General features: G+C 33.2%; 19 protein-coding genes. 6 read left to right on the top strand and 13 right to left on the bottom strand.

Going from position 1 to position 23,706, the window contains the following annotated elements; genetic code table 11:
• Positions 1-19: 19 nt before the first annotated feature.
• The 9 genes from ASF10_RS08575 to ASF10_RS08535 form a co-directional block, all read right to left on the bottom strand.
• Complete coding sequence (locus ASF10_RS08575) at positions 20-754, bottom strand: hypothetical protein (RefSeq protein WP_056247690.1); 735 nt, start codon at positions 752-754, stop codon at positions 20-22.
• A gap of 138 nt (positions 755-892) precedes the next feature.
• Entirely contained in the window at positions 893-1,564 is a 672-nt protein-coding gene (locus ASF10_RS08570) for an NUDIX domain-containing protein (protein ID WP_056247688.1), read from the bottom strand.
• A gap of 78 nt (positions 1,565-1,642) precedes the next feature.
• The gene (locus tag ASF10_RS08565) at positions 1,643-2,239 is read right to left on the bottom strand and encodes a hypothetical protein (protein WP_056247686.1); all 597 of its coding nucleotides are present in this window, start codon (positions 2,237-2,239) and stop codon (positions 1,643-1,645) included.
• Between the two features lie 16 nt (positions 2,240-2,255).
• Entirely contained in the window at positions 2,256-2,732 is a 477-nt protein-coding gene (locus tag ASF10_RS08560; RefSeq protein ID WP_056247685.1) for a hypothetical protein, read from the bottom strand.
• Between the two features lie 108 nt (positions 2,733-2,840).
• Positions 2,841-3,461 (bottom strand): hypothetical protein, encoded by a 621-nt coding sequence (locus ASF10_RS08555; protein WP_056247683.1) that lies wholly within the window; start codon positions 3,459-3,461, stop codon positions 2,841-2,843.
• A gap of 321 nt (positions 3,462-3,782) precedes the next feature.
• The gene (locus ASF10_RS08550) at positions 3,783-4,007 is read right to left on the bottom strand and encodes a hypothetical protein (protein ID WP_056247681.1); all 225 of its coding nucleotides are present in this window, start codon (positions 4,005-4,007) and stop codon (positions 3,783-3,785) included.
• 385 nt (positions 4,008-4,392) lie between these two features.
• Complete coding sequence (locus ASF10_RS24085) at positions 4,393-4,659, bottom strand: helix-turn-helix domain-containing protein (protein ID WP_056247679.1); 267 nt, start codon at positions 4,657-4,659, stop codon at positions 4,393-4,395.
• Positions 4,660-4,682: 23 nt separating this feature from the next.
• A complete protein-coding gene (locus ASF10_RS24080) occupies positions 4,683-5,045 on the bottom strand; it encodes a helix-turn-helix domain-containing protein (protein WP_157849057.1) in 363 nt (120 codons plus the stop codon).
• 666 nt (positions 5,046-5,711) lie between these two features.
• Entirely contained in the window at positions 5,712-6,686 is a 975-nt protein-coding gene (locus ASF10_RS08535; RefSeq protein ID WP_082472403.1) for an alpha/beta fold hydrolase, read from the bottom strand.
• 89 nt (positions 6,687-6,775) lie between these two features.
• On the opposite strand from ASF10_RS08535, the gene ASF10_RS08530 reads away from it, so the two are divergent.
• Positions 6,776-7,636, top strand: coding sequence for a LysR family transcriptional regulator (locus tag ASF10_RS08530; protein ID WP_056247674.1), 861 nt, complete (start codon positions 6,776-6,778; stop codon positions 7,634-7,636).
• 120 nt (positions 7,637-7,756) lie between these two features.
• Here ASF10_RS08530 and ASF10_RS08525 read toward each other — a convergent pair whose 3' ends face one another.
• On the bottom strand, positions 7,757-8,536 hold the full coding sequence (locus ASF10_RS08525) for a hypothetical protein (protein ID WP_056247671.1): 780 nt from the start codon (positions 8,534-8,536) through the stop codon (positions 7,757-7,759).
• A gap of 296 nt (positions 8,537-8,832) precedes the next feature.
• Here ASF10_RS08525 and ASF10_RS24320 point away from each other — a divergent pair, with 296 nt between their 5' ends.
• The 4 genes from ASF10_RS24320 to ASF10_RS08510 all read left to right on the top strand — a co-directional run bounded on the left by ASF10_RS24320 (position 8,833) and on the right by ASF10_RS08510 (position 12,102).
• Positions 8,833-9,000: a hypothetical protein gene (locus tag ASF10_RS24320; RefSeq protein WP_198529575.1), complete on the top strand. Its 168-nt coding sequence runs from the start codon at positions 8,833-8,835 to the stop codon at positions 8,998-9,000.
• A 134-nt stretch (positions 9,001-9,134) separates the two neighbouring features.
• Entirely contained in the window at positions 9,135-9,647 is a 513-nt protein-coding gene (locus ASF10_RS08520; RefSeq protein WP_056247669.1) for a PRC-barrel domain-containing protein, read from the top strand.
• Positions 9,648-9,872: 225 nt separating this feature from the next.
• Positions 9,873-10,283, top strand: a complete 411-nt coding sequence (locus ASF10_RS08515) for a hypothetical protein (protein WP_056247667.1) — start codon at positions 9,873-9,875, stop codon at positions 10,281-10,283.
• Between the two features lie 184 nt (positions 10,284-10,467).
• Positions 10,468-12,102, top strand: coding sequence for an NADP-dependent glyceraldehyde-3-phosphate dehydrogenase (locus ASF10_RS08510; RefSeq protein ID WP_056247666.1), 1,635 nt, complete (start codon positions 10,468-10,470; stop codon positions 12,100-12,102).
• 630 nt (positions 12,103-12,732) lie between these two features.
• On the opposite strand, the gene ASF10_RS24615 is transcribed toward ASF10_RS08510, so the two are convergent.
• From ASF10_RS24615 to ASF10_RS08495, 3 genes are all read right to left on the bottom strand, one after another.
• Positions 12,733-14,733, bottom strand: coding sequence for a sensor histidine kinase (locus tag ASF10_RS24615; protein ID WP_056247664.1), 2,001 nt, complete (start codon positions 14,731-14,733; stop codon positions 12,733-12,735).
• Entirely contained in the window at positions 14,730-16,004 is a 1,275-nt protein-coding gene (locus tag ASF10_RS08500) for a chemotaxis protein CheB (RefSeq protein WP_056247662.1), read from the bottom strand. Before ASF10_RS08500 ends, ASF10_RS24615 begins: the two co-directional genes overlap by 4 nt.
• A gap of 335 nt (positions 16,005-16,339) precedes the next feature.
• Positions 16,340-20,290, bottom strand: coding sequence for a hybrid sensor histidine kinase/response regulator transcription factor (locus ASF10_RS08495; RefSeq protein ID WP_056247660.1), 3,951 nt, complete (start codon positions 20,288-20,290; stop codon positions 16,340-16,342).
• Between the two features lie 393 nt (positions 20,291-20,683).
• Here ASF10_RS08495 and ASF10_RS08490 point away from each other — a divergent pair, with 393 nt between their 5' ends.
• The gene (locus ASF10_RS08490; RefSeq protein WP_056247719.1) at positions 20,684-23,692 is read left to right on the top strand and encodes a SusC/RagA family TonB-linked outer membrane protein; all 3,009 of its coding nucleotides are present in this window, start codon (positions 20,684-20,686) and stop codon (positions 23,690-23,692) included.
• Positions 23,693-23,706: the final 14 nt, after the last annotated feature.

Here is a 23,706-nt window from a genome sequence, read left to right as displayed (position 1 = left end):
TAGAATAAAATTTTTATATTTAGTTTGCCACAATAATATTAACCTGCTCCTGTAATAACTCGGTAATAGCGATAGAGGTAAGTGGCATTCCCTCATCCCACAACGCAATGCCATTTCTATAAACATGACCATCTTTGTATTTGGGTTTTTCAGGATTGCTTCCGTTTACTTTTTGCACAAAGCTACGAGTTCCGTTAGGCAACAATATACTAATGCCCCAATGATCCCAACCATACCAGCTAGTACCACGCATGTGTAGCGCATAATCACCCAAAATAGGATCTAATACATCATTATGATTTACAACAAGATTAGTTACACTAAGATTGCCTATGGTAAAGCCATTAGCAATGGCACTAATTCTTAAAAGCGTTATACGAACTGCATTTTGACTGCTCTTATTTCCTTTGATTGCATCGGGTAAATTATCTTCTAATGCCATTAAAAGTATCGGAATTATAATTGGACTACTAATTGATAACTGATTTGCCAAACTACCAATATCAGTGTTTAAGCTAGTGGGGGGCTGATCTATTCCATTTCTCCATTTAAAAAGGTTTTCGTAGATATAAGGTGCTGAATTGTGATTGCTAACTGATAAATATCCACCTGTAAGCGCCCAACTCCAGCAAGCTGCATTATACAAACCATCATCATTACCACTCACATAACCGGGACCTGTTGGGTATCCGTTTCGGGTTAGTGGACCTAAATTTTGTAACGTAACTTTTTGAGTAATTGATAAAATTGCCATATTATTAATTTTATTTTTTGCCTACTCTGTTCCGTTTTTGGCTTCCCGGTTATTTTGTTTTATTCATATTTTCGTAAATAATTTAGATTCCTTTTCTGTTTATATTATTTTAAAAGGACTTACAAACTATATTTAGAATTAATAATGAATGTTGAGTTGAAGTATTTGATTGGCTAAAAACACGATCATGTTATAATACCAATCTGTTTCTCTGTCTCTTCCTAATGCTCTAATTTCGTTAACTTCTCTTATCAGGTTCCAAAGTTCTACTTGCCCTAATTCATCATCTAATGGACAAAAAGGATAATATTGAAAAATAGAATCATAGTTTTTTATTTCGTTATAATGAATATCTCTGCGTGCCTGATTTGCCTCTTCAAAATTGGTTGTCACAATAATATTCTGAATTTGTCTTAGATCATCATTAGAAAACTCCAGGTACAAAGTGGTATAATTGCTCCCTACAGTATTGAGTTGATTGTATAAAATATCATATCTCGAGGTATCAATTATTAAATTGTTTAAATTCAATAAACTCTGAGGTTGGTTGGCGGGTAGATAACCAAAACTAATTGCATTACCACACTCTTCCCTAAATTCTCTCAAACATCCTTTGAATGGCTCTTCACCAGAGTTGATTGCACCTCCTGGGAAAGCAAACTTACCCGGACCATTCGTAATAGGGATTCCATCTGGTGGGAAAATTGCAGATGGGCTTCCGTTAGAACCATGAAAAAAGAAAGCTTCTTCTCTTTTCTCAAAAATTAAAAAATTACCTTGTCTTGAATATAAAATGATATAACCTTGCATAATTGAATAGTTTTTAGTTTTTATTAATTGTTTAGTGCTTATTAAAGCAATTTTATTTTTTCGCTTTTATTAAAAAGCTTACCAATGTTCTGTTTTACGAATTGTCAATTCTCTTTTATCTTTGGTATGAACCAAAAACACATGTACGGCTTTAAGTCCTGTAAAGTCAAAACTTTGGATTGAATTTGCATTGTATTCCTGAGCATTTTTTTGTGCATCAGTATGTCTGTTTTCGACCAAAAAAATAGTGGTATCCAGATCAATTTGGGCATGATTTTGTGTAAAGGACTTTGTGGCTACCAGCAAGGATCCCCGATAGAGCTGCACTCCGGAATAGACATTGCCTTTGGTTTGTTCAAAATCAAAGACTTGTTTACCGTTTTGATAGTCCTGCATTACCGTTACAATCCCCTCTTTACTAATCAGTGTTTTTTTCTTCTGCTGAGCAGATATACTCCATAAAGAATGTGATTCTGAAATAGTTCCAGATGATTTTATGAAACAAAAATGAAGATCCCACGGTATCCTGAAAGTATGGCTCCAAGCGTATTGACAGCCGCTAATGACCTTAAATGGAGTTTCTAATGAAATTACTTTTGAAATATTTTGAGAAAAGCAAATATCATTATCCGTTAATGTGGGGCCTAAATTTGTAAAATAAATATCCGTAAACATGACGATCCTTATTTAATTAACACTCTACCTCAATAATCTCAGCATCATTTCCTGGTGTGTAAGTCTCTGAAAATTTCATAATAAAGCCTAACTCTTCTCTCTTTCTATCTACCGCACCATAGCAAAACTGAATATTTAAGTAAATTCCCTGAGAGGTAGTTGTGAGTTGTATTTGTCCCAAATCGGAATTGCCTGTACCCGAAACTGTAAATTTGAAATTGGGCTGCGGAGGTGATATACTCGTGTCTTCAGGAATTGGAATATTATTCCAGCCACCTCTTGTTAGTGTCAATTGGCTGGAAACACCATTTGGATCATAAGTATAATCAACCACATCGATCAAAACCGATGAGAATTTTTGTGCAGTTGGCGGACTTGTAACAGGACCATAATTGGGCGTAGCAGAAATTGTTAATCCATTATAAGGGACTTGGAGATCATTTACTGGTTTCCAGTCCCCAGAATACCATGTTTTCTTGTCTAATTCATTCATAATGTTTCGTTTTTTATATAGATCTAATAGTAGATTTCTAAATTTGAGATTCTGAATAAGAAGAAACACAGTAATAAACTATTACTGCGTTTCTTTTTTCAAAAAATATTATTTGTTTATGTTTTCTAAAGTGAAATTAAACGCAGTAGAACCTTTACCTGGTCCGCCACCGGTCATTACAATATCAGCACTTGAGATACCAAACAAATTAATTTCTGAATTGAATTGAGAAATAATAGCTGAATTCATTACAGTTCCTTCGGTAACCTGAGAAATAACACCTATGTAAATACGAGGATGAAATTCAAAAACTGCTTTTTGGCTAGGAGCTAAACCAGTTTTTGTAGCCAGTAAACTACCATCTTTATAGCAATTAGCATTGATCGCACCTGTACCAAGGTTATTTCTTATTTCAACCTCTGTAGTACTGGTTGAAGGAGTTGAAGATAATTGAAGAATGTCTCCGGAAGTGCTTTTTACCATATCAAAAGCCTGACCATCAAAAGCATCAATTCGAGGTGTGAAGTTTCCGTAAGAATCACTCGCCGAAACTTTAAAATTTAATGGGTAATCGAAAGGATGGTTATCCAGTCGTCCACAATTTTCGATTACTTTCCATGCAACTGCAATTTCTCCAAAACTTTCAGCCACATTTTGCTGAAAAATTACTACACTACTGTTGTTTGTATCTCCAGATCTGTTAACAAAATTTAATTTAATTTTATCCATGATTTATTGTTTTTAGTTTCGAACATTCTATATCCTGCAATTGGCGTGATTTATTTGTCTTTTTATAAATATGAAGTAGACTTCGGTTTTTATCAAACGCATATTTGATTTTTGATTATTGAAGAATCATAGTTAAAAAAAGAAGCACCAATAGAACAGAATTTGGTTTGATGTTCTTGTTTGTTAGTTTATATGAGGATCGCTCCTTCGTTTTTTAAAGTGGGTTCTGCTCCACTATTTGTAATTAACCGTCCGTTACTGTATCACAAAGTATGGATCCTTAATGGGGTTTATTTTCAGGATTTCATATTGTTTTTATATTTATGATGCTGATAAATACTCGGTATTACTGCGTGTTTGCGGCAATTGGTCATTAATTATTTCCAATATATAATCCTTTGATGAGCCGTCAATTTCAACTCTGATAGGACCAACTCGTCTAACATTTTCGGCCTCGAACCCTAATTCATCTATGCAGAAATTATAGGTTTGAGATGTTGTTGGAGCACTGCCCGTATAGTCAAATTCAATTTCATAGAATGGCATGATAATTCAATTTAATTGTCCCTACTCTTTAGGCCTTTCAGGTTTTGCCTCGCATTATTTCCTGAATGCGAACAGTTTGTTTTTTTAAGTGGTTTTTACTCCACTGATATGCATATCTTTATTTTACCTGAGAAATCTGTTTATACATTCTTAAACAATAAAACTGTTCTTTTTTCTATTCGAGATAAAAATCTCACGTACACTGTTGAGTAAGATTTTACTTTCAGATGACTTATGGTTTTCTCATTTCCTAATCTGCAGAATCAGTTAATGAATTTGTTTTTTTAGAATCTCAGTGTGCACCTGATCAATTCTGTTAAGCCAAAATTACAGTGATATTTCCTATTCATTTTGTATGAAACGTGCAACTATTTATCAATTTGATTCATCGATCGTTTTTTAATTTATCTATAAAAGAAAACTCCACATTTATCTCTCTATAATCATTAGGTGAACATCCAAAAGTTTCTTTGAAATAGCGCGAAAGATGAGCTGCATCATAAAAACCAGACAATTCAGCAGCTTCATTAACCGATTTGTCTTCTATATTAAGTAATTCTGATGCTTGCTGCAGTCTTAGATCGCGTATCAATTTCAAAGTAGAAAATCCAAACATGCGCTGTACTTTACGATTTAGATTTGATGAACTCATAAATAACTTATTAGCTAATTCTTCTACAGAAAACAAATCGTTATCGAGATTGTCAACAATGACAACGAACATCTTTGCCAACCATTTATTTTTTTTTTAAGTTCTATGAGTTCATTAAAATAATTTTCACTCATGGGAATTTTCCAACTCCATACTTCAGATTTTTGGTTTAATGCTTTTTTGCGATATTCAGACGGATTACGACCAAACTCTTGCTTGAATTTTCGACTGAATCCAGTCAATCCGTTAAATCCGGATTGATAGGCTATTTCTTCTATAGAATACAAATCCGAATTCAACATTTGCTTTGCTAATTCCATTCTATGAAGCAAAATGAACTTCGCCGGAGAGTAACCAATCTGACATAATCTACGATTAAGTGTCAATTTACTTACTTGTAGTTCTTCTGCCAGTTGTGGTACACCAAAGGAAGAATCCGTTTTTTTTTCTGAATAATGGTATTAACTTGATTTATAAAATCTTGATTGTTTATACTTATTTTATCTTGTGTTTTTTTTTTAATCTTAACTCTGGCATTTTTTCTATATGATATGTTTGTTAATTTTTAAAAATAAGAAAAGGCAAAAGGGAGTAATTAAGGATCTCTTTTGACTATAAATTGGCGCACTTAATCATAGATTTTGATAGCTATTTTCTTATAGTGCGAAGTAAAACTACAGTATGATTATAAGAGAAATAAAAAAAGATTCTTCAATAGACAATTTAGTGCTATGAAGAGGGAATTTTCTGTTATGAAAGAAAATATCAATGTTATTCTCCTCTGAAAATAAACAGCTTGAAAAAGTAGTAGAAATATATTATAGTATTATATAAGAATTCCACTATCAGCAAAATCATATGTTAATATTTGATTTTACCGATAGTGGAACTGTATTTTTAAAACCTATTTAAAGATTCGTATTTTATTTTTTAATATTGTAAAGACAAACCTCCTTAATTATTTTGTGAATGAAAAGCTATAAGGTTCATTAATTATAAACCAAAGATTTCAAATGGTAATAATTATAAAGTGCTATTGTAAAGTATTCTGATTATCTAGGAAGTTTGGAAAGAAATAGTAATATATCAGCGCCAATATCTGTGCAATGAGTTTCAAGGGCAAAATGACCTGTTTTATAAAATTTTACAGTAGCATTTGGATTATCACGTTTATATGCTTCTGCTCCGGCAGGAAGAAAATAAGGATCCTGACTACCCCAAACCGCTAACATCATAGGTTTTTTGTCTCTAAAATAAGATTGGAATTTAGGATATAACGCTACATTGGTTCTGTAATCTTTTAACAGATCAAGCTGTATTTCGATGTTTCCAGGGCGATCCAGAAAGTGCTGATCTAATGTGTAGGATTCAGGTGCGATAAGTGAAGCATCAGAAGCACCTTGATGATATTGAAACCAGGTCGATTCTTTAGAAACAAAATCCTTAAGTGCATCTCTGTTAGCCTGCGAAGGATCTTTCCAGTATTTTTGAATAGGATTCCATCCCGTACTTAATCCTTCTTCGTAAGCATTACCATTTTGTGATATAATGCCTGTGATTTTTTCGGGATTAGCAAGAGCAAGCCTATATCCGGTGGGTGCACCATAATCGAATACGTAAATCGCAAAACGTTTTAAACCAAGCTTATCGATAAATCCCTGCATGGTATGAGCAAGATTATCAAAAGTATATTGAAAACTTAGGTGATCCGGCGAATCTGAAAATCCAAAACCAGGCAAATCCGGAGCTATTACATAATAGTTTTTACTTAGAATAGGAATAAGATTTCTAAACATGTGAGAGGATGTAGGGTAGCCATGCAGCAACAATACAGTCGGTGCGTCTTTAGATCCCGCTTCACGATAGAAGATTTTCAGTCCGTTAACTTCAATATTATTGTAATGAGTAGACTGAATCTCAATGTTTTTGTTTGAAGGCAGACTGTTTTTTGCTTGTGCCTCTACATTAGTTTGTGGTAGCATAATTATACTTAGAATTAGTGTTAATGATTTAATTGTATTTTTCATATTTTCAATTGTTTAAGACAAATTTACATCCTATATTTGATACCTGAAAACGATTTATAACGATGTAATAAATCACTAATAGTGATACTATGAATAGTAATGACCTTAAAATATTTGAAGCAGCAGCAACACTGGGAAGTTTTACAAAAGCTGCAGAAGCGACATTTACGGTGCAGTCGAATGTAACGGCACGCATAAAAAATCTCGAAGATGAATTTGGAGCAGAACTATTTAGGAGGGTATCCAGAAAAGTTGTTCTAACTGAGGCAGGCGAAACACTTTTGCAATATGCTAAAAAAATAGGGCGATTATTAGATGATGCAAAAAGTGATATACAGAGTGCAGAAAAAATAGGAGGAACAATACGTATAGGATGTATCGAGACGACTATGGCTCTTAAAGTACCTGAAATTATCAAAGATTTTGAAGAACTTTATCCTAATGTAGAACTTGAGTTTCATTCTTCAATGTTGTCTGCATTAATACAGGATGTACTAAGTTATAAACTGGATGCTGCTTTTGTTGCGGCGCCAATAAATATTCCGGGTTTACAACAATTAGTTGTTCGTGATGAGCAACTGGTCATAATTGCAGGTAGCGATGTTAGCAAGCTTTCTGTAGTATTAAAACAAGAACCCTTAAAAATTGTGGTTTTTGGACAGGGCTGTTTTTTCAGGGCGAGACTTGAAACGTGGCTTGGTTCAAAAGGAATACTGCGCTATAAATGTACTGTAGTTAATTCTATAGAAGGTATTATTAATTTTGTAGAAGCAGGTCTTGGTATAAGTATACTTCCTGTTGAAGTGGTAAATCAGTATTATAGCAATAGAAATATAAAAATATTTCCGGTAACAAAAGAACTCGCTACAATGACTACTTTGTTGATTTATAGAAATGATGAAATACCTTCAAAAGCTTTAAATATATTTTTAAATCAGTATCGCAATTAATAAGGTAAAACTTAAAACTAAAATTTTAGAATTTGGCATATATAAAATCCTCAATCAAATAATTGATTGAGGATTTTATATCAACTTTTCACCAAAGTTTAAAAAGTATTAAAATAAATTTTATTTTTTGCGCTCAATGGTTTCAAAACCCAAATCCATTTCGCATTTACTATTGAGTACGTCACCCAAATAAACGGGGTATTCTTTTTTATTTTCATCATTATTGTACATAAAAAAATTGCCGAAATTAGCCTCTTTTAATAATGAAAATTTTTTTATTTTGTACTCCTTCGTCTCAAATGCATCGGGCTCTGCTGTGAGTTTATTCCATTCTTGTTCAGCAAAACTTATCGGAATATTTTTCTTCGTTTTAACTATAAACAGTGTATCTCCATTGATACGCATTAACTTAACCAAAACACCTGTAGATAAATTGTTTTCATACCAGGTTGATTTATAAATATCTCCTGGCTTCGGATGCATTAAAAGTTCTGCATATTCTTTAGCTTTTTCGTCAGTGTTCTTTTTATTAATGGAGCTAATTCCAAGTAATACCAAAATAAGAACAGGAATAACAAACCAGATAGACCAGGGATAGACTAATTGCCATAACGTTCTTTTATGATTTGCCCGAATATCCTTTATCTCTGCAGCAACATTCTGGGAGTATTTTTTTCTTGCAAAGATTGAACTATGGGGATTTTTAATAATAGTGCCACAGCTGGTACAAAGGACTCCGGTGCGTCTGCCCATTCCAAAGAGAGGTATTCCCATCGAAATGTATTTCATGTATAGTGTTAATTCTATGCTACCTGTTTTGCTGCAGGTAGGGCAAATTTCATCAGGAATTATTTTTGATGTTAGTGGTTTTGTTATGATTTGATAAATAAAAACGATCATCTATTTGTTTTTTGTTTTAATGATAAATATCTGGTTAATTGAATATTTTATTATAACAAACATAATCTTTTTAGAAACATTAAAAATAGAAATTAGAAGATATTCTGCTCGTTTTTCTCATTCGAAACCAAAAGCTTTCAATAGTGAATTTATAGCATAAAATCTCTTCGGAATCAAAAAGCTGATATACTGGGAATTGTGTAAAATCCTGTTGAAATTAAATACTTCTTAAACACATCTCATTTGTACCTTTAATATTAAATCAAAACTATTATATAATCAAAAAAAAATAAGTTATGGCAGAAATTAAAATTGAGAAAAAGAAGCCAATATGGCCATGGATTGTAATCGTCCTGCTGATCTCAGCACTTGTATACTATATCTTTTTGAAAGATAACGAGACGCAAAATGAAAATAGCGTAGAAATTGAAAATACTACGAGTACAGACAATACAACAAATTAGCCTTAAAAAATGCAGGAATGAAAAAACCTCTTTCGGCAACTATTTAAATTTATTTGCACGACAAGTAAGAGTAGAAACAAAATTTTTCTGCAGTAAGACTATAGAAAAGAATTTATAATACTAAAGAAATAATTATGGAAAATAAAGATAGAAATTTATATAAGTTAGACGAACTTTCTGATTATAAAATTGCTTCGAACTATTCTGACGTACGAGGTTGGAAAATAGTAGATGCTGACAACCGTACTATAGGTACAATTGATAATCTCTGGGTTAATAAAGATATGAAACGTGTTGTGTATCTGGATGTAAAAGCTGACAAAACACTAATTGAAGATAGCAAGAACGAAGTCCATAATGCAATTGCGAAAGACAATGGCAGGGAGTTTATCTATAAAGACGGAGACAGCCATGTCATAATTCCTATTGGATCTGTCAGCATTAATAAAGATACAAAAACGGTTATGGCTAATAGTATAGGATATGATACATTTAGAAACACCAGCAGATATAATAGCCAGAACAATTTTGACAGGGAATATGAAAGAAGAGTAATGAAATCCTATTATCCTGAAAACGATCCTGATTCTGTGTACTATAGTGATGATGACTCATTTTACGAACGCAGGGAATTTGACAACAAATAATACCTTTATTAAATATTCTACAACAGAAATCCGACATTTTTATTAAAAGAAAATAATTAAAAAGATCAAACGTTTAACAATGTTTGATCTTTTTTCTGGATTTTAGTTTCAATTTAATCATAGGGAAGCAGTCTATATTAAATCATAGGGAAGCAGTCTATATTAATAGTATAAAAAATTACTAAAGCAAAAACTTCGAGTTTCAACAAACTAAATTTTTGGATTATGAAAAAACAGTTTAAAACAATATTAGCATGTGGCCTCATTTTAAGCGGCCTTATGTTTTCTTGTAAAAAACAGGATGGATACAGTGATGAAGTTATAACCAATCAAAAAACATCAGACAGCACTCAGACTTCAACAGATTCTTCAGCTACAAATGACACCACAACATTAAGTAAAGGTTCTGTTGGAGGTGCAGCCGGAGATGTTGTCACTCCAAATACCGGAGCAGAAAGTACAAATGCAGCAGAGCAGGGAACAGGAGGCGATCCTAATAAAGCAAAAGGAACTGGAACCGGAACCGGACCAGGACCAAGTGCTAAAGATGGTGCTGCATATTCAGGTCCTTCAGATCCGCAAAACGAAACAATAAAAACAACAAAAAGCAAAACAACTCCAAAAAAAGATAAGTAGTTCAGGAAATTTATAAATAGTAGAAAGCAATGTTGTGTTATTTGGGATGTTACTTTCCTGAGTAATAATTGCATACTTATATTTTGATCAATATCAGTTCTTTATTGTTAATTTTTGTAAATTGACATAGATTTTAATTAAACATTTTTTACCCATACGAACCCTGTTATAAATAATATTGTATATGGAAAATTTAAAAGCATCAATAACTGCGATAGACAGTTTGTTTACAGATGAAAGCCTTATTCCCGATGAATATAAGATTTCAGAAATTCACCAGCGTGAATACCTTTTAAACGGTCAGTTAGTGCCCTGGAACGGCGAAATTACAGAAGTTTTTTCTCCAGTCTTTGTTGGGGAAGGTAAAGGATTATCGCGTAAACTTGTTGGAACAATTCCGCATACAACAGTCAAAGAAGCAATGGAATCGCTTGATGCGGCTGTTGCGGCATATGATAACGGGCAAGGTGTTTGGCCTACAATGAGTGTGGAGGATCGTATTGCCTGCATGCAGAAGTTTGTATACTTAATGATCCAGCAGCGTGAGCTTGTTATTAAACTGTTGATGTGGGAAATAGGCAAAAGCCTTGGAGATTCTACCAAGGAATTTGACAGGACTGTTGAATACATTAATGCTACAATAGACGCATTAAAAGATCTGGACAGGCAATCTTCAAGGTTTGAAGAATCAGAAGGAATCCTGGCCCAGGTAAGAAGGTCATCCTTGGGAGTGGTGCTAAGTATGGGACCTTTTAATTATCCTCTTAATGAAATTTTTACCACACTTATACCGGCATTAATTATGGGTAATACTATTTTGTTTAAATTACCCAAACATGGTGTGCTGGCGCATTATCCTTTGTTGAATGCCTTTAAGGAAGCTTTTCCTCCGGGAACTGTAAATACATTATACGGTCGCGGGGCAGAAATCATTTCTCCTTTGATGGAAAGCGGAAAGGTGAATGTACTGGCTTTTATCGGTTCGAGCAAAGTAGCCAATAGCCTGAAGAAACTGCATCCAAAAGCAAACAGGCTGCGCTCTATTTTAAGCCTTGATGCCAAGAATGCGGCAATCGTAACCAAACATGCCAATTTGGATGTAGCGGTAAATGAGTGCCTATTAGGCGCCTTATCATTTAACGGGCAACGCTGTACTGCACTCAAATTAATTTTTGTTCAAAGAGAAGTTGCTGAGGAATTTGTTGCAAAACTAAGTGATGCCGTTGCAGCTTTAAAACCGGGACTTCCATGGGATAAAGATGTAAAAATTACCCCTCTTCCAGAAATGGATAAACCCACATATCTTAAGGAATGCCTTGATGATGCTTTAGCGAATGGCGCTAAAATTATCAATGAAAATGGTGGACATACCAACAATTCATTTGTTTTTCCTGCGGTTGTATATCCGGTAAATGATAAAATGAAACTTTACCACGAAGAGCAGTTTGGACCTATTGTACCTGTGGTTCCTTTTGACTCTATTGAAGAGCCTATCGCATATCAAATTAATGCCTCACACGGAATGCAGGTCAGTATTTTTAGTGAAGATCCTCAAGAAGTTGCAAGTCTTATCGATCCCTTTGTAAACCTGGTAAGTCGTGTAAATATTAATTGCCAGTCGCAGCGCGGTCCGGATGTTTTTCCTTTTACAGGAAGAAAAGACAGTGCAGAGGGAACTTTGTCGATATCAGATGCATTACGCTCTTTTTCTATTCGTTCACTTGTAGCTACAAAGGCTACAGCCTCTAATAAGACTTTATTTAATTCGATCGTACGAGACCACGATTCAAATTTTCTTAGTACAGATTATATTTTTTAAAACTTTGAAAATATATAAAAGAAAGACAGCTCATTGCTGTCTTTTTTATTTACATTAAGTATCGAAAATTTCTTCCTGTTTTATGTTTATGATGAATGTTGAGAAAACTCGTGAAGTCTTATTATAAAAGGCTTTTGTATTAACTGAGAAATAATACTTTAGTGAAGATGAATAATAAGCTGTCAATGGAAAGCCGTAATAATGTCTTGTTAAATAAAATCACTTTTGATTAGAGTTATGCAATTCTATTTAAATATTTAAATTTAAAATAAATGACTTTTAGTCCCATAATTGAATCATTTTTATATTGAGGAGAAACAATGATAATAAATTAACTGATTATTTAAAATTGTAAGCCGTGAGAAAAATTTATATTTGTAAATACTGTTTTTTACAATACATTGTTTCGCACAGGATGGGTTTCTAATTTATAATTGATGATATGGTTAATTAAGAAATTAAGAAGGTAAACATTTTTTTGAGATGTAAAAAGAGAGTGAGGATGATGCAAGGAGTGTGGTGCCGATAATCAATTATGGCATGCAAATGCTTGTATCTCACTAGAAATTTCTGTTATTTATATAGCACCAATTACTAACTTCGGGCAAGCAAGCAAAGTTTAAAAAAGATTTACATAGGGATATATATAGATATTTTAGTTCCTGAATTAATTTTACTAGATGCCTTTATCATACCGTGGTGATTGTCAATTATTTTCTTTACAAGCGTAAGTCCAAGACCACTGCCTGCATATTGACCTGTGTTATGTAATCTATAAAAGGGATCAAAAATTCTGGCAGCAAATTCTTCATCAAAACCAATTCCATTATCTTCGATGATAATTTTCACATAATTAATTTTTGGATCAACTTCAATTTCATCAATTTCTTCCTTAGAAACTTCGGCAGTCTCTATTCGGATTTCAGGAGCGACATCTTCTCTGCTGTATTTAATCGAGTTCGAAATCAGATTGTTGAATAATTGCTGTATTTGAAATGGAATTACTTTTAAAGAGGGTAATAAAGGAACAGATATCACAGCTTTTTTCTCTGTTATTTGATCTTTAAGATCATGTAATGTCTTTTTTAAAACCACATTCAAATCACTTTGCTTAAATTCATTTTCGGTAAAATTAATTCTGGAATAATGAATAAGATCTGCAATTAACTGCGACATATTAGATACTATAAAAATAACGCGTCCTAGCGTAGAAACTCCTGTCTCACTTAAATTAGCTTCATTTTCCAGCAGCCTTTTGCAAAACATCTGAATTTTACGAAGCGGTTCCTGCATATCATGACTTGCAGCCGAAGAGAAATATTCCAATTGCTCGTTATATTTTAGTAACTCATTATTTCTTTCGTTAAGCTTTTCATTAGTATTTACTAAATCTGTAATATCTTCAAGTGCCAAAAGAATCATTCCCTCGGGCTTTGAATTTACTATTTTGCGTGCATTTACTATAATTGATTTTTTGCCAATCCCTTTACAGATTATGTCAAGTTTTAAATCTTCAATTACAGTCTTTCCGGCAGCCATTTTTAGAATTTGTTCCTTAAATTCAGGAATATTCCACTGACAATTTCCTATTTCAAAAAAAGAATGACTTTCTGTTTCATTCTCATTAGTACTAAAATACTTGTAGAATGCAGGATTTGCGCTTTTCACCGTAAAATCTTTATCGATAATAAGCAGTGGTTCCCTGATAGTCTGTATGATAGATTCAGCATAATTACGAGTTGAAAGAAGCTGCTCCTGACGATCCAATAATTCATCATTTACACACATCAATTCTTCATTATTAGACTGCAGTTCTTCTGTGGCTGTTTCCAGTTCTTCATTTAATGCCTGAAGCTCTTCGTTACTGCTTAATAATTCTTCACTTGTAGTTTGCAATTCTTCCAGAGCAGTTTGCTGCTCTTCAGATACTCTTTTAGTATCGTCACGCATTTGAGCGAGCTCCTTTTCGAGTTCAGCAATACGAAGCTGATCTGCACTGTTTCCGTTTATTGAAATTTCAGAATTTACTTCAGGAAGATCTTTTTTATAAAAAAGAATCATCAGATTATCATAATCATTTTGCAATGGCAATACTTCAAAAGAAATACTGTACGACAGACCGGCAACCTGTATATTATCTTTACGTAAGCGTGTTTTTTCTTTTTTAACCTGTATTACCGCATTTTGCAATTCAAAACTAAGACTTCCCGGTGCCATTTTCAAAATATTGAAATCGGGTTTTCCGGGAGATGGAGTTAGATACGGTCTTATATCACCATGAAAATGAAGTATTTCCATATTGTTATTTATGACAACACTTGATGGCGTAAATTGCGTTAGCAAAACTTCAGAAGCAATTTTTTTGATATCAGCCTGAATAGAAATATTTGTTTCAGGCGTTTTTATTTTATCCCTTACACCATTATTCGAAGGGCTAAAAGCCTGTGGTATATAGCGACTGGAAGCAAACTTTCGCACATAAATTTTTTCATTCTTACCTAATACTTCATAGAGATTTTGCGCATTGGCAACAGTTTCTGATTTACCAAGGAATAAAAGTCCGTTTTGCTTAAGAGAAAAATGAAAAGATCCCAGAACCTTGCTCTGTAACTGTGGGTTAAAATAAATCATAACATTCCTGCAGGAAACCAGATCAATTTTGCAAAAGGCGGATCATTGATGAAATTATGCGTTGCAAAGACACACATATCTCTTATTACTTTATTGATATGGTATTGTCCGTCTCTTTTTATGAAATAATTTCGAAGCCTTTCTTCAGAGATTTGCTGAACGTCCTGACTCGTATAAACGGCAGCTCTTGCTTTTGTGATGCATTTTTCAGAAATATCAGAAGCAAAAATTTGAACCTTTGCATTGGTATTTGTATTTAATAAGTATTCATGCAGGCTTATAGCCAGAGAATATGCTTCTTCACCTGTTGAACAACCCGCTATCCATATTCTAATGTTATTATTTGTAATATTTTTAACCAGCAAAGGAAAAGCAGTAGTACTCAAACTTTCAAAAAAGGCCGGATCTCTAAAAAAATAAGTAACAGGAATAAGAAAATCGTTGAAAAGTAAATCTTGTTCCTCTTTATTGTTTTTTAAATAATGGTAATATTCCTCTATAGAGTGGCGTTGTACAACAACCATCCTGCGTGCAATACGTCTTCGCAATGTTGGCTGCTTATATTGTCTGAAATCATTGCCAGTTCTTAGAAATACAAGGTTAATGATTTGATATAAAGTTTCTTCATCATTTTTAGGAATATCTTCTTCCTCAGTGTATGCATGATTGGTAATGTAGCTTTTTTGTATTTCGAGTAATTGTTGCGGAATATTTTCTGGGGCCAGCACGTAATCTACAGCATCTGCGTCAATGGCACTTTGCGGCATACTTTTAAATATCGTCGTTTCCGGATCCTGCGCAATTGTGGCACCACCAAATTCTTTTATTATTTTAAAACCTGCAGTTCCATCAAAAGCAGTTCCAGATAGGATAATCCCTATGGCATAAGTTTTATGAACTTTTGCCAGTGACTCAAAAAATATATCTATTATATTATTTCTGTTTTCACTGCGGTTTCTTTCTTTAAGCTGTAAATAACCATTACTGGCAACAACTAAATTGTTTTCAGGAATGACATAGATATGATTAGGGACTAAATCAATATTGTTAACTATTTCGAGTACAGGAATTTTGCTGTGCAGTGCTAATAGTTGACTTAAACTGCTTGGGTGATCAGGAGAAAGGTGCTGTACAATAACATAAGCCATTCCGGAATCTTCCGGTATGGTCGAAATTACTTTTTTAAAGGTATCTAATCCTCCCGCCGAAGCACCGATTCCAACTACTGGAAATTGAGAGATATTTTGCACTTGATTTTTTACTGCATTCATCTATTCTAAAATTATAATAGCTATTGTAATTAAATAATTCAATACAGTAATAAAGTGTAATACCAATATTTGGATTAAGAAAAGCAATATTTTCTATAAATATAAAAAAATTTTGATGATAATTAATGCACTCAAACCGGCAAATGTTATTATTTAAATATTAATTTATGTATCCGGTTCTGTGTTAATTTATAACGATAAAAACATTTCTGCATTTTTAAGTTGAAGATAAATTTATACTAAAAGATTTGGTACATTTTTTTCATAAACTATTTTAAGAAACGGATTTTTTTAGATGTTTAAGATATAGATACTCCGTTTCTAATATTTGTCTATTATTTATTCATAGCAATGTATTCAGAAGGTGTCATCGAAAAATGTCTTTGAAAATTTCGTCCAAAACTCGTTTGTGATTTATACCCCACTTTTTCGGCAATTTCATACATCTTAAAATTCTCGTTTAATAGTAGTTCTGCCGCTCTTTTTAACCTAACAATATTAATCAGTTCATTTGGGCTTAAATTCGAAATGTCTTTAATTTTTCGGTATAAAGTCGAACGGCTCATATTCATAATTTCCGCCAGAGATTCTACACTTAAATCAGGATCTGTTATGTTCTTCAAAATTTCATCGTCCAATTTTTTAAGGAACTTTTCATCGGTTTTATTGTGTGCGATACTTTTAATATGCGAAAGTGGGGAACTCGCATAATAATTCATAATTTGTTTTCTGTTTTCGATTAGATTATTAACCTGAACTTTTAAATAATCCATCGAAAAAGGTTTTGCAATATAAGCATCGGCACCAGCTCCAAGACCATCAATTTGAGACTTTAGCGAGTTTTTCGCCGTAAGCAGAATAACCGGAATATGACTCGTTTCAAGATTAGCCTTAATTTCTTTACACAAAGTAATACCATCCATAACAGGCATAGAAATATCGCTTATAATTAATTGAATATTCTCATTATGAATTATTTTTAAGGCACTTTCCCCATTATCAGCCATTAAAATAGTGTAAAAAGCAGATAACTCTGTAGCTATAAAATTCAATAAATCTTCATTGTCTTCTACAATCAAAAGTTGTGGTCTCTCATTTTTATTTTCATTTTCAATAATTTTTGATTCATTTTCAATTTCTTCGTTTTCATGTTCATTATAAAACATAAATTCTTCTTCCTGACGAAGCGGAACAACAAGTTCAAAAATATTCACTTTTGAATCCGCAATCAGCTGTAAGTTTCCGTTATGCAATTGCGTTAACGAATGCGCCAGCGAAAGCCCAATTCCTGTTCCGGAAGTTGTATCCATATTATCAACTCTGAAAAACGGTTCGAAAATTTTATCTTTTAAATGAAACGGAATTTGATTTCCATCATTTTTTACCATTAAAGTCAATTTTTTTTCATCTCTAAAAAGCGTGATCGAAGCTTTATCTTTAGAATATTTAATAGCGTTGCTCATCAAATTGCTCAGGATTTTTTTGAAAGCTTCTTTGTCTACAAACGCAAAAATATCTTTATCGCCCAATTCCAGTTCAAATTCAATTCCTCTTTCTTCAATCAATTGGCTGAATCTCAAATGTAAATTCCGAACCATCGAAGAAATATTTGCTTCCACGAAAGTGAGTTTTAATCCGCCAATTTCAGATTTTCTAAAATCCAGTAATTCATTCACCAGTTTTAATAAACGCGACGTATTTTTCTTCATTATAGAAAGATTCTGAGGAACTTCCGGCAGAACGTGTTCCATTACCAACAGCTTTTCCAAAGGTCCTTTTATAAGCGTTAAAGGCGTTCTGATTTCGTGCGCTACATTGGTAAAAAAGTCAATTTTTGCCTGATAAATTTCTTTCTCCTTTTCGTCGTTTAAATGTTTTATTTTCCGGTTGTTTTTAATTTGTGTTACGTTTTGCGAATATTTAATGATGTAGTAAAACGAACCGCAAATGAGTAAAAAATAGAAAAAATAAGCATAAGAACTTGCCCAGAACGGAGGAAGAATCCTGATTTTTAACTCAATTTCTTTACTCCAAACCCCAAAACTATTTAGCGACTTTACCTTAAAAACATAATCGCCCGGAGCAAGTTCTGTAAAGAAAACTTTATTGTTTCGTTCCAGATAAACCCAGTCATTGTTTACGTTTTCAAGCTTATACCAATATTCTGTAAGTTCGGGCGCTGTATAATTTAACGAAGCAAATTCCAGATTAAACGATGTTTGATTATTGTCAAGTTCCAGTTCATCCAGATGTGAAATTGAATTTTTAATTGGAGAATCATTTTTGTTGGCAACAATATCTTTATTATTGATTTGAAGATTAGTAATAAAAATGGAAGGCGTGTATTTGTTTTTGGTAAAATTCTTCGGGTTGAAACTAATCATTCCGTTTAAATTCCCAAAATACATTGTTCCGTTCGAATCTTTAAAAGCCGATGCATAATTAAACTGATCACTAAGTAAACCATTTGCCGTAGTATAAATTTTTACGCCTTTATCATTCGGACTAAATTTCACCAGACCTTTAGAAGTTGTGAGCCATAAATTTTTTGCATCATCTTCTAAAATCGAATACACAACATTGCTTGGAAGTCCGTCTTTGGTCGTGAATTTCTTAAAAGTCCTTGTTTTTTTATCGAATAAATTAAGTCCGTTTTCTGTTGCAAACCATAAATTTTTAGCACTGTCCTCAAAAATATAATTGATAGAATTATTACTTATTCCGTTTAGGTTTTTATAATCATAAACAAAAACCTCTTTCTTTTTGGTTTTGGGATTGTAGTAAAACAAACCATCGCGATAACTTCCTGCCCAGCAATTTCCGTCGCTGTCTTCCTGATAATTCGTATAATGTATTGTTTCCGGAAAAGTTTTCAGAATATCAAAATTATCGGCAGTTTCATTGTATCGATAAAGTCCCATTGTGGTAATAACAATCAGTTCCTCTTTTTTAGTTTCATAAAAAGAAAAAATAAAATTACTGTGCAATCCTGATGATGGATTATTGGCGCTGTAATGTTTTATGACTGTGCCCAGGTTTCGGTCTAAAACATCTAAACCATGTTCAAAAGTTCCTACCCAGATTTTGTCTTTTCGAGGCATTAAAGCATGTATATTATAATACGAAACACCACTTTTACTTCCGTTTGGCAAATACGAAGTAAACTGTTGCGTTTTAGGGTTAAATCGATTTAATCCTGCATCTTCAGTTCCAATCCAAAGATCACCTTTATCATCCTTATGAATTTCCCTTACGGCGCTTCCACTAATGGAATTTTGTCCTTTTTGCGGAAAATATTTCTTGAATTGCGTGTATTGTTTTTGATGGTAATTAATACCTCCAAAATAAGTTCCAACCCAAATTCCGTTTTCTTTATCGATTGTTATGGAATAAGCAGCATTATCTGAAATTGCATACGGATCGTTGTAATTTTTTCTAAGATTGACGCTTGATTTGGTTTTCAGATTATAAACATAAACCCCAGATTCGCTGGCAATCCAGAGTTCGTCGTTGTCTTTCTTTTTAAATTGACGCACATAAACCGGATTTTTGGTCGAAAATTCTAAACTTGAAGTCGTTTTATTTTGAATATTATAAATCAAAACACCATCATCCTGAGTTCCAATAACAATATTATTTTTGTCTAAGGCATATATAATAGTAATTCTAAAATTACCGGAAGCTTCCGGATGCGTAATCGGAATATTCTCAAATGACAGATTCTCTTCTGAATAACGGTAAATTTTATTTAAAGACGAAGCCCAGATTTGTCCGTTTGCATCTCGTGAAATCGAAGTAGCAACAAAATATTTATTAGGGTTAAAAGTTTTCGTTTCCTTTTTTGTTGTTGAATATTTATAAAGAATATTTCCGGAAATAAACCAGATATTTCCGTTTTTATCATGATTAATATCGTTGATACGGTCGTTAATCGCTTCGTTTAAAACTGTAAACTGATCTGTTCTTTTATCGTATTGATACAAACCTTTATCAGTTCCTACCCAAATTACACCTTTATATTCGTGTAAAGACTGAATATAATTGCTTCCTAAACTATGAATAGGGTCGGCATTACTTCTATAAGTTTTAAAGCGATAACCGTCAAAGCGGTTTAAACCATCTTTTGTACCAAACCACATAAAGCCATCTTCATCCTGTAAAGAAGTCAAAACTGTGTTGTTTGAAAGTCCTTCTTCAACCTGAAAATGTTTAAAATAATATTCTTGAGCCTGAATAAAATTTATCGAAAAAAGCGAAAAAAATAATAAAAGAAAGAATTTACGCATAGTTGTGTTTTTTAGGATAAAACAACAGCTTATTCAAATCGTGTCAATATTCAACAAAATGTTGCAAGCCGCTGTATCTCTGATCTTTTTTATACAATTTGAATCATTTGAGATAGAAATTGACACAAATGAATCATTTTATTTTGAATTAAAATCATCTACTTTGGATTTTTAAATAAATGAATTTGATATTTTTTCTGCTAAAAAAATAGAGTATCAGTAAAATAAAGTTTAAAAAAATAGACCATTACTAATTTTGAATTAAAATGAACACATTGTTACAATGGAGCAATATTAATTATTTTTTTGCTCGCATCAGAGATGACTAGAAGTATTGAAAAAGAATTTTTAAAACCAACCAAAAGAAATGAAAACTATCTAAATGACAAATCAATGAAAACAAAGATCACGCAAATTTTAAAGCAGAGATATTACCTCTTGTTTTTCTTTAGTTTATTATTACAACAAACGTATGCACAACAGCAAATAACCATAACGGGAAAAGTAACTTCTGCAACAGGAGAACCGGTACCGTTTGCTAACGTGGGCATCAAGAATACTAAAAACGGCGCCGTTACAGATTTCGATGGAACTTACAAAATAACCACAGGTCCGGATCAAACACTGGTTTTTAGTTCGCAGGGTTATAAAACAGTCGAAATCGCGATTAATGGTAAAACGACAATAAACGCATCCTTAGCAGAAGACGCTACAAAACTGGATGAAATTGTAGTAGTAGGTTACGGTTCGCAACAGAAAAAAGATCTTACAGGAGCAGTTTCGCTCGTTAAGGCAGATGAAATTCAAAAACGTCAGGTTACAACTGTGGCAGATGGACTTCAGGGTTTAGTTACCGGAGTTAAAGTTCGTGGCGGTGGTCGTCCGGGACAAGAAGCGAATATCGAAATTCGTGGTTTAAAAAATCTTCAAAATACCAATCCATTATATGTAATTGATGGTTTGGTGACATCGGCAAACAGAGATTTTAACCCAAACGATATTGAAACTATTCAAGTGCTAAAAGATGCATCGGCAGCAGCAATTTATGGTTCCAGAGCAGCAAATGGTGTAATTATCATCACCACTAAAAAAGGTAAAAAAGGACCGCTTAAAGTCGAAGCTTCTGCTAAAAGCAGTATTACAACTATGCCAAGATATGATTTAATGGGAACTCAGGAGTTTGCAAAATTAAATAATCAGGCTTATGATAATGCCGGATTTCCAAGGCAAAACTTAAATATGGCAGTAGATACAGACTGGCAGGATGCAGTTTTTAGAACCGGAATGATTCAGGATTACAATGTTAGTGTTGCGGGCGGGGGAGATAACTCAAGCTTCTTTATGTCAGGAAACTATTTTGGAAATGAAGGAACTGTTGTTGGAACTGATTTTGACAGAATTTCATTCCGTGTAAATTCAAGCGGATCTAAAGGAATTTTCAGCATTGGAGAAAACATCGCGATCAGCAATTCTAAAACAGATGAAATGGCTGGAAACCCAATCATTGATGTTTATAGAATGACTCCAACAATTCCGCTTTATGATGCTGCAAACCCTGGTGGATATGGTTATGGAAAACAAGGAGTAGCAGATACATTTGGTACAAATCCTTTGGCAATTTCTGATTTTGCCAATACAATAAATGAAAATTTTAGAATTAGAGGAAATATCTGGTCAGAATTAAAACTCGCATCGTGGCTAAAATACCGTTTCAATTTTGGATATGAAACCAGTTTTGACTCGTATAAATTTTTAAGAAAAGTAGGGAACTGGACATTAAATCAGCCAGTAGATCCTTCTATTATTGATCAAAATAAAGGAAGATCTGAAACGACATTATTTGAAAATACATTGAATTTCAAAAAGCAATTTGGAAAACATGATTTGACAATTTTAGTTGGGCAGACTTTTCAAAAAGACAAATATGAGCAAATTTACGGAACAAAGAGAAATATTCCTATAAACTCAGGAACAGGACAATATTATGAGGTTTTAAATCAGGGAGATTCGCCTGTAGTTGGTGGTTATATTAACGAAGCTTCTTTGGCCTCTTATTTAGGAAGATTAGAGTATAATTATGATAACCGTTATTTATTTAATGCTGTTTTGAGACGCGACGGATCATCAAGATTCAGCGATGAAAACAAGTGGGGTAATTTCCCTTCTGTTTCTGCCGGATGGAGAATAAATAACGAATCTTTCTTTAAATCTAAATTTATTAAAGATTTAAAATTAAGAGCAAGTTATGGGGAACTAGGTTCTGGTAATATTGGAAATTACGAATACAAAAGTTTCGTGAATAATTTTGGACAAACCGTATTAGGAACTTCGCAAGGTTTATATCCTTCTGCCACTCAGATTAAATTATCAAATGCTCAGTTACGTTGGGAAAAATTAAAACAAACCAATTTTGGATTAGATCTGGGAGTTTTAAATAATGATTTACGTCTTACGGCAGATTATTTTATTGCTCGTACTGAAGATGTATTATTTGGTTTCCCAATTTTATTAACGACAGGAAATGATGGTGGAAATCCAATATCTAATGCTGCAACAGTTGAAAACAAAGGTTTTGAATTGGAATTGGCGTACAATAAAAAAATTAATGACTTCTCGTTTAATGCTTCTGTAAACTTTACAAAAGTAAATAACAAATTGGTCTCTTTAGGTAACGGACAAAATGAAAACATTGTTGGAAATACAATGACAAGGGCAGGATCTCCTGTAGGAATGTGGTATGTTTTGCAAACAGATGGTTTGTTTCAAAATCAAGCTGAGATATCCAACTATAAAAATGCTGACGGAAAAGTAATTATGCCCGGTGCAGTACCCGGAGATATCCGTTTTAAAGATGTTAACGGCGACGGACAAATTACAAGTGATGATAAATCGATTGTAGGAAGCCCTTGGCCTGAATTTGAAATGGGCTTAAACGCAGGAGCAGAATATAAAGGCTTTGATTTTTCTATGAACTGGATTGCTTCTCACGGCGCTACTGTTTATGATGGATTCAGAAGTGTTGTAGATCGTTTTGATGACAATAGTAATTACAGAGCAGGAATTCAGCCCTGGACACCAGAAAATCCAAATACTGATTTTCCAAGAGTAACAAAAGGTTCAACATTAAACTCAAGAGGAGATAGCGACCGTTTCTTAGAAAGCGGCGATTTTATCAGACTTAAATACATTGGGTTTGGGTATAATCTTCCTGGAAGTATTTTGGATAAATCCGGAATTACAAGAGCAAGATTAACATTATCAGCACAAAATATTATTACCATCACTAAATACAAAGGCTTAGATCCTGAGTTTACAAACGGAAATATTTTTGAAAGAGGTGTTGATAATGGATCTTTCCCAAATCTTAGAACATATTCTCTTGGTGTTGAATTTAGCTTTTAATTAAAAAAATAGGA

The organism is Flavobacterium sp. Leaf82 (assembly GCF_001422725.1).
In the GTDB taxonomy this organism is placed as follows: domain Bacteria; phylum Bacteroidota; class Bacteroidia; order Flavobacteriales; family Flavobacteriaceae; genus Flavobacterium.
This window is presented reverse-complemented; position numbering and strand designations above follow the sequence as displayed.

Coding starts and splice junctions, on each gene's coding strand:
- ASF10_RS08500 (WP_056247662.1), bottom strand. CDS start 16,004: ATGAATGCAGTAAAAAATCAAGTGCAAAATATCTCTCAATTTCCAGTA.
- ASF10_RS08550 (WP_056247681.1), bottom strand. CDS start 4,007: ATGCCATTCTATGAAATTGAATTTGACTATACGGGCAGTGCTCCAACA.
- ASF10_RS08575 (WP_056247690.1), bottom strand. CDS start 754: ATGGCAATTTTATCAATTACTCAAAAAGTTACGTTACAAAATTTAGGT.
- ASF10_RS08560 (WP_056247685.1), bottom strand. CDS start 2,732: ATGAATGAATTAGACAAGAAAACATGGTATTCTGGGGACTGGAAACCA.
- ASF10_RS08565 (WP_056247686.1), bottom strand. CDS start 2,239: ATGTTTACGGATATTTATTTTACAAATTTAGGCCCCACATTAACGGAT.
- ASF10_RS08525 (WP_056247671.1), bottom strand. CDS start 8,536: ATGATCGTTTTTATTTATCAAATCATAACAAAACCACTAACATCAAAA.
- ASF10_RS24615 (WP_056247664.1), bottom strand. CDS start 14,733: ATGATTTATTTTAACCCACAGTTACAGAGCAAGGTTCTGGGATCTTTT.
- ASF10_RS08510 (WP_056247666.1), top strand. CDS start 10,468: ATGGAAAATTTAAAAGCATCAATAACTGCGATAGACAGTTTGTTTACA.
- ASF10_RS08520 (WP_056247669.1), top strand. CDS start 9,135: ATGGAAAATAAAGATAGAAATTTATATAAGTTAGACGAACTTTCTGAT.
- ASF10_RS08495 (WP_056247660.1), bottom strand. CDS start 20,290: ATGCGTAAATTCTTTCTTTTATTATTTTTTTCGCTTTTTTCGATAAAT.
- ASF10_RS08490 (WP_056247719.1), top strand. CDS start 20,684: ATGAAAACAAAGATCACGCAAATTTTAAAGCAGAGATATTACCTCTTG.
- ASF10_RS08530 (WP_056247674.1), top strand. CDS start 6,776: ATGAATAGTAATGACCTTAAAATATTTGAAGCAGCAGCAACACTGGGA.
- ASF10_RS08555 (WP_056247683.1), bottom strand. CDS start 3,461: ATGGATAAAATTAAATTAAATTTTGTTAACAGATCTGGAGATACAAAC.
- ASF10_RS08515 (WP_056247667.1), top strand. CDS start 9,873: ATGAAAAAACAGTTTAAAACAATATTAGCATGTGGCCTCATTTTAAGC.
- ASF10_RS24085 (WP_056247679.1), bottom strand. CDS start 4,659: ATGAGTTCATCAAATCTAAATCGTAAAGTACAGCGCATGTTTGGATTT.
- ASF10_RS24320 (WP_198529575.1), top strand. CDS start 8,833: ATGGCAGAAATTAAAATTGAGAAAAAGAAGCCAATATGGCCATGGATT.
- ASF10_RS08570 (WP_056247688.1), bottom strand. CDS start 1,564: ATGCAAGGTTATATCATTTTATATTCAAGACAAGGTAATTTTTTAATT.
- ASF10_RS08535 (WP_082472403.1), bottom strand. CDS start 6,686: ATGAAAAATACAATTAAATCATTAACACTAATTCTAAGTATAATTATG.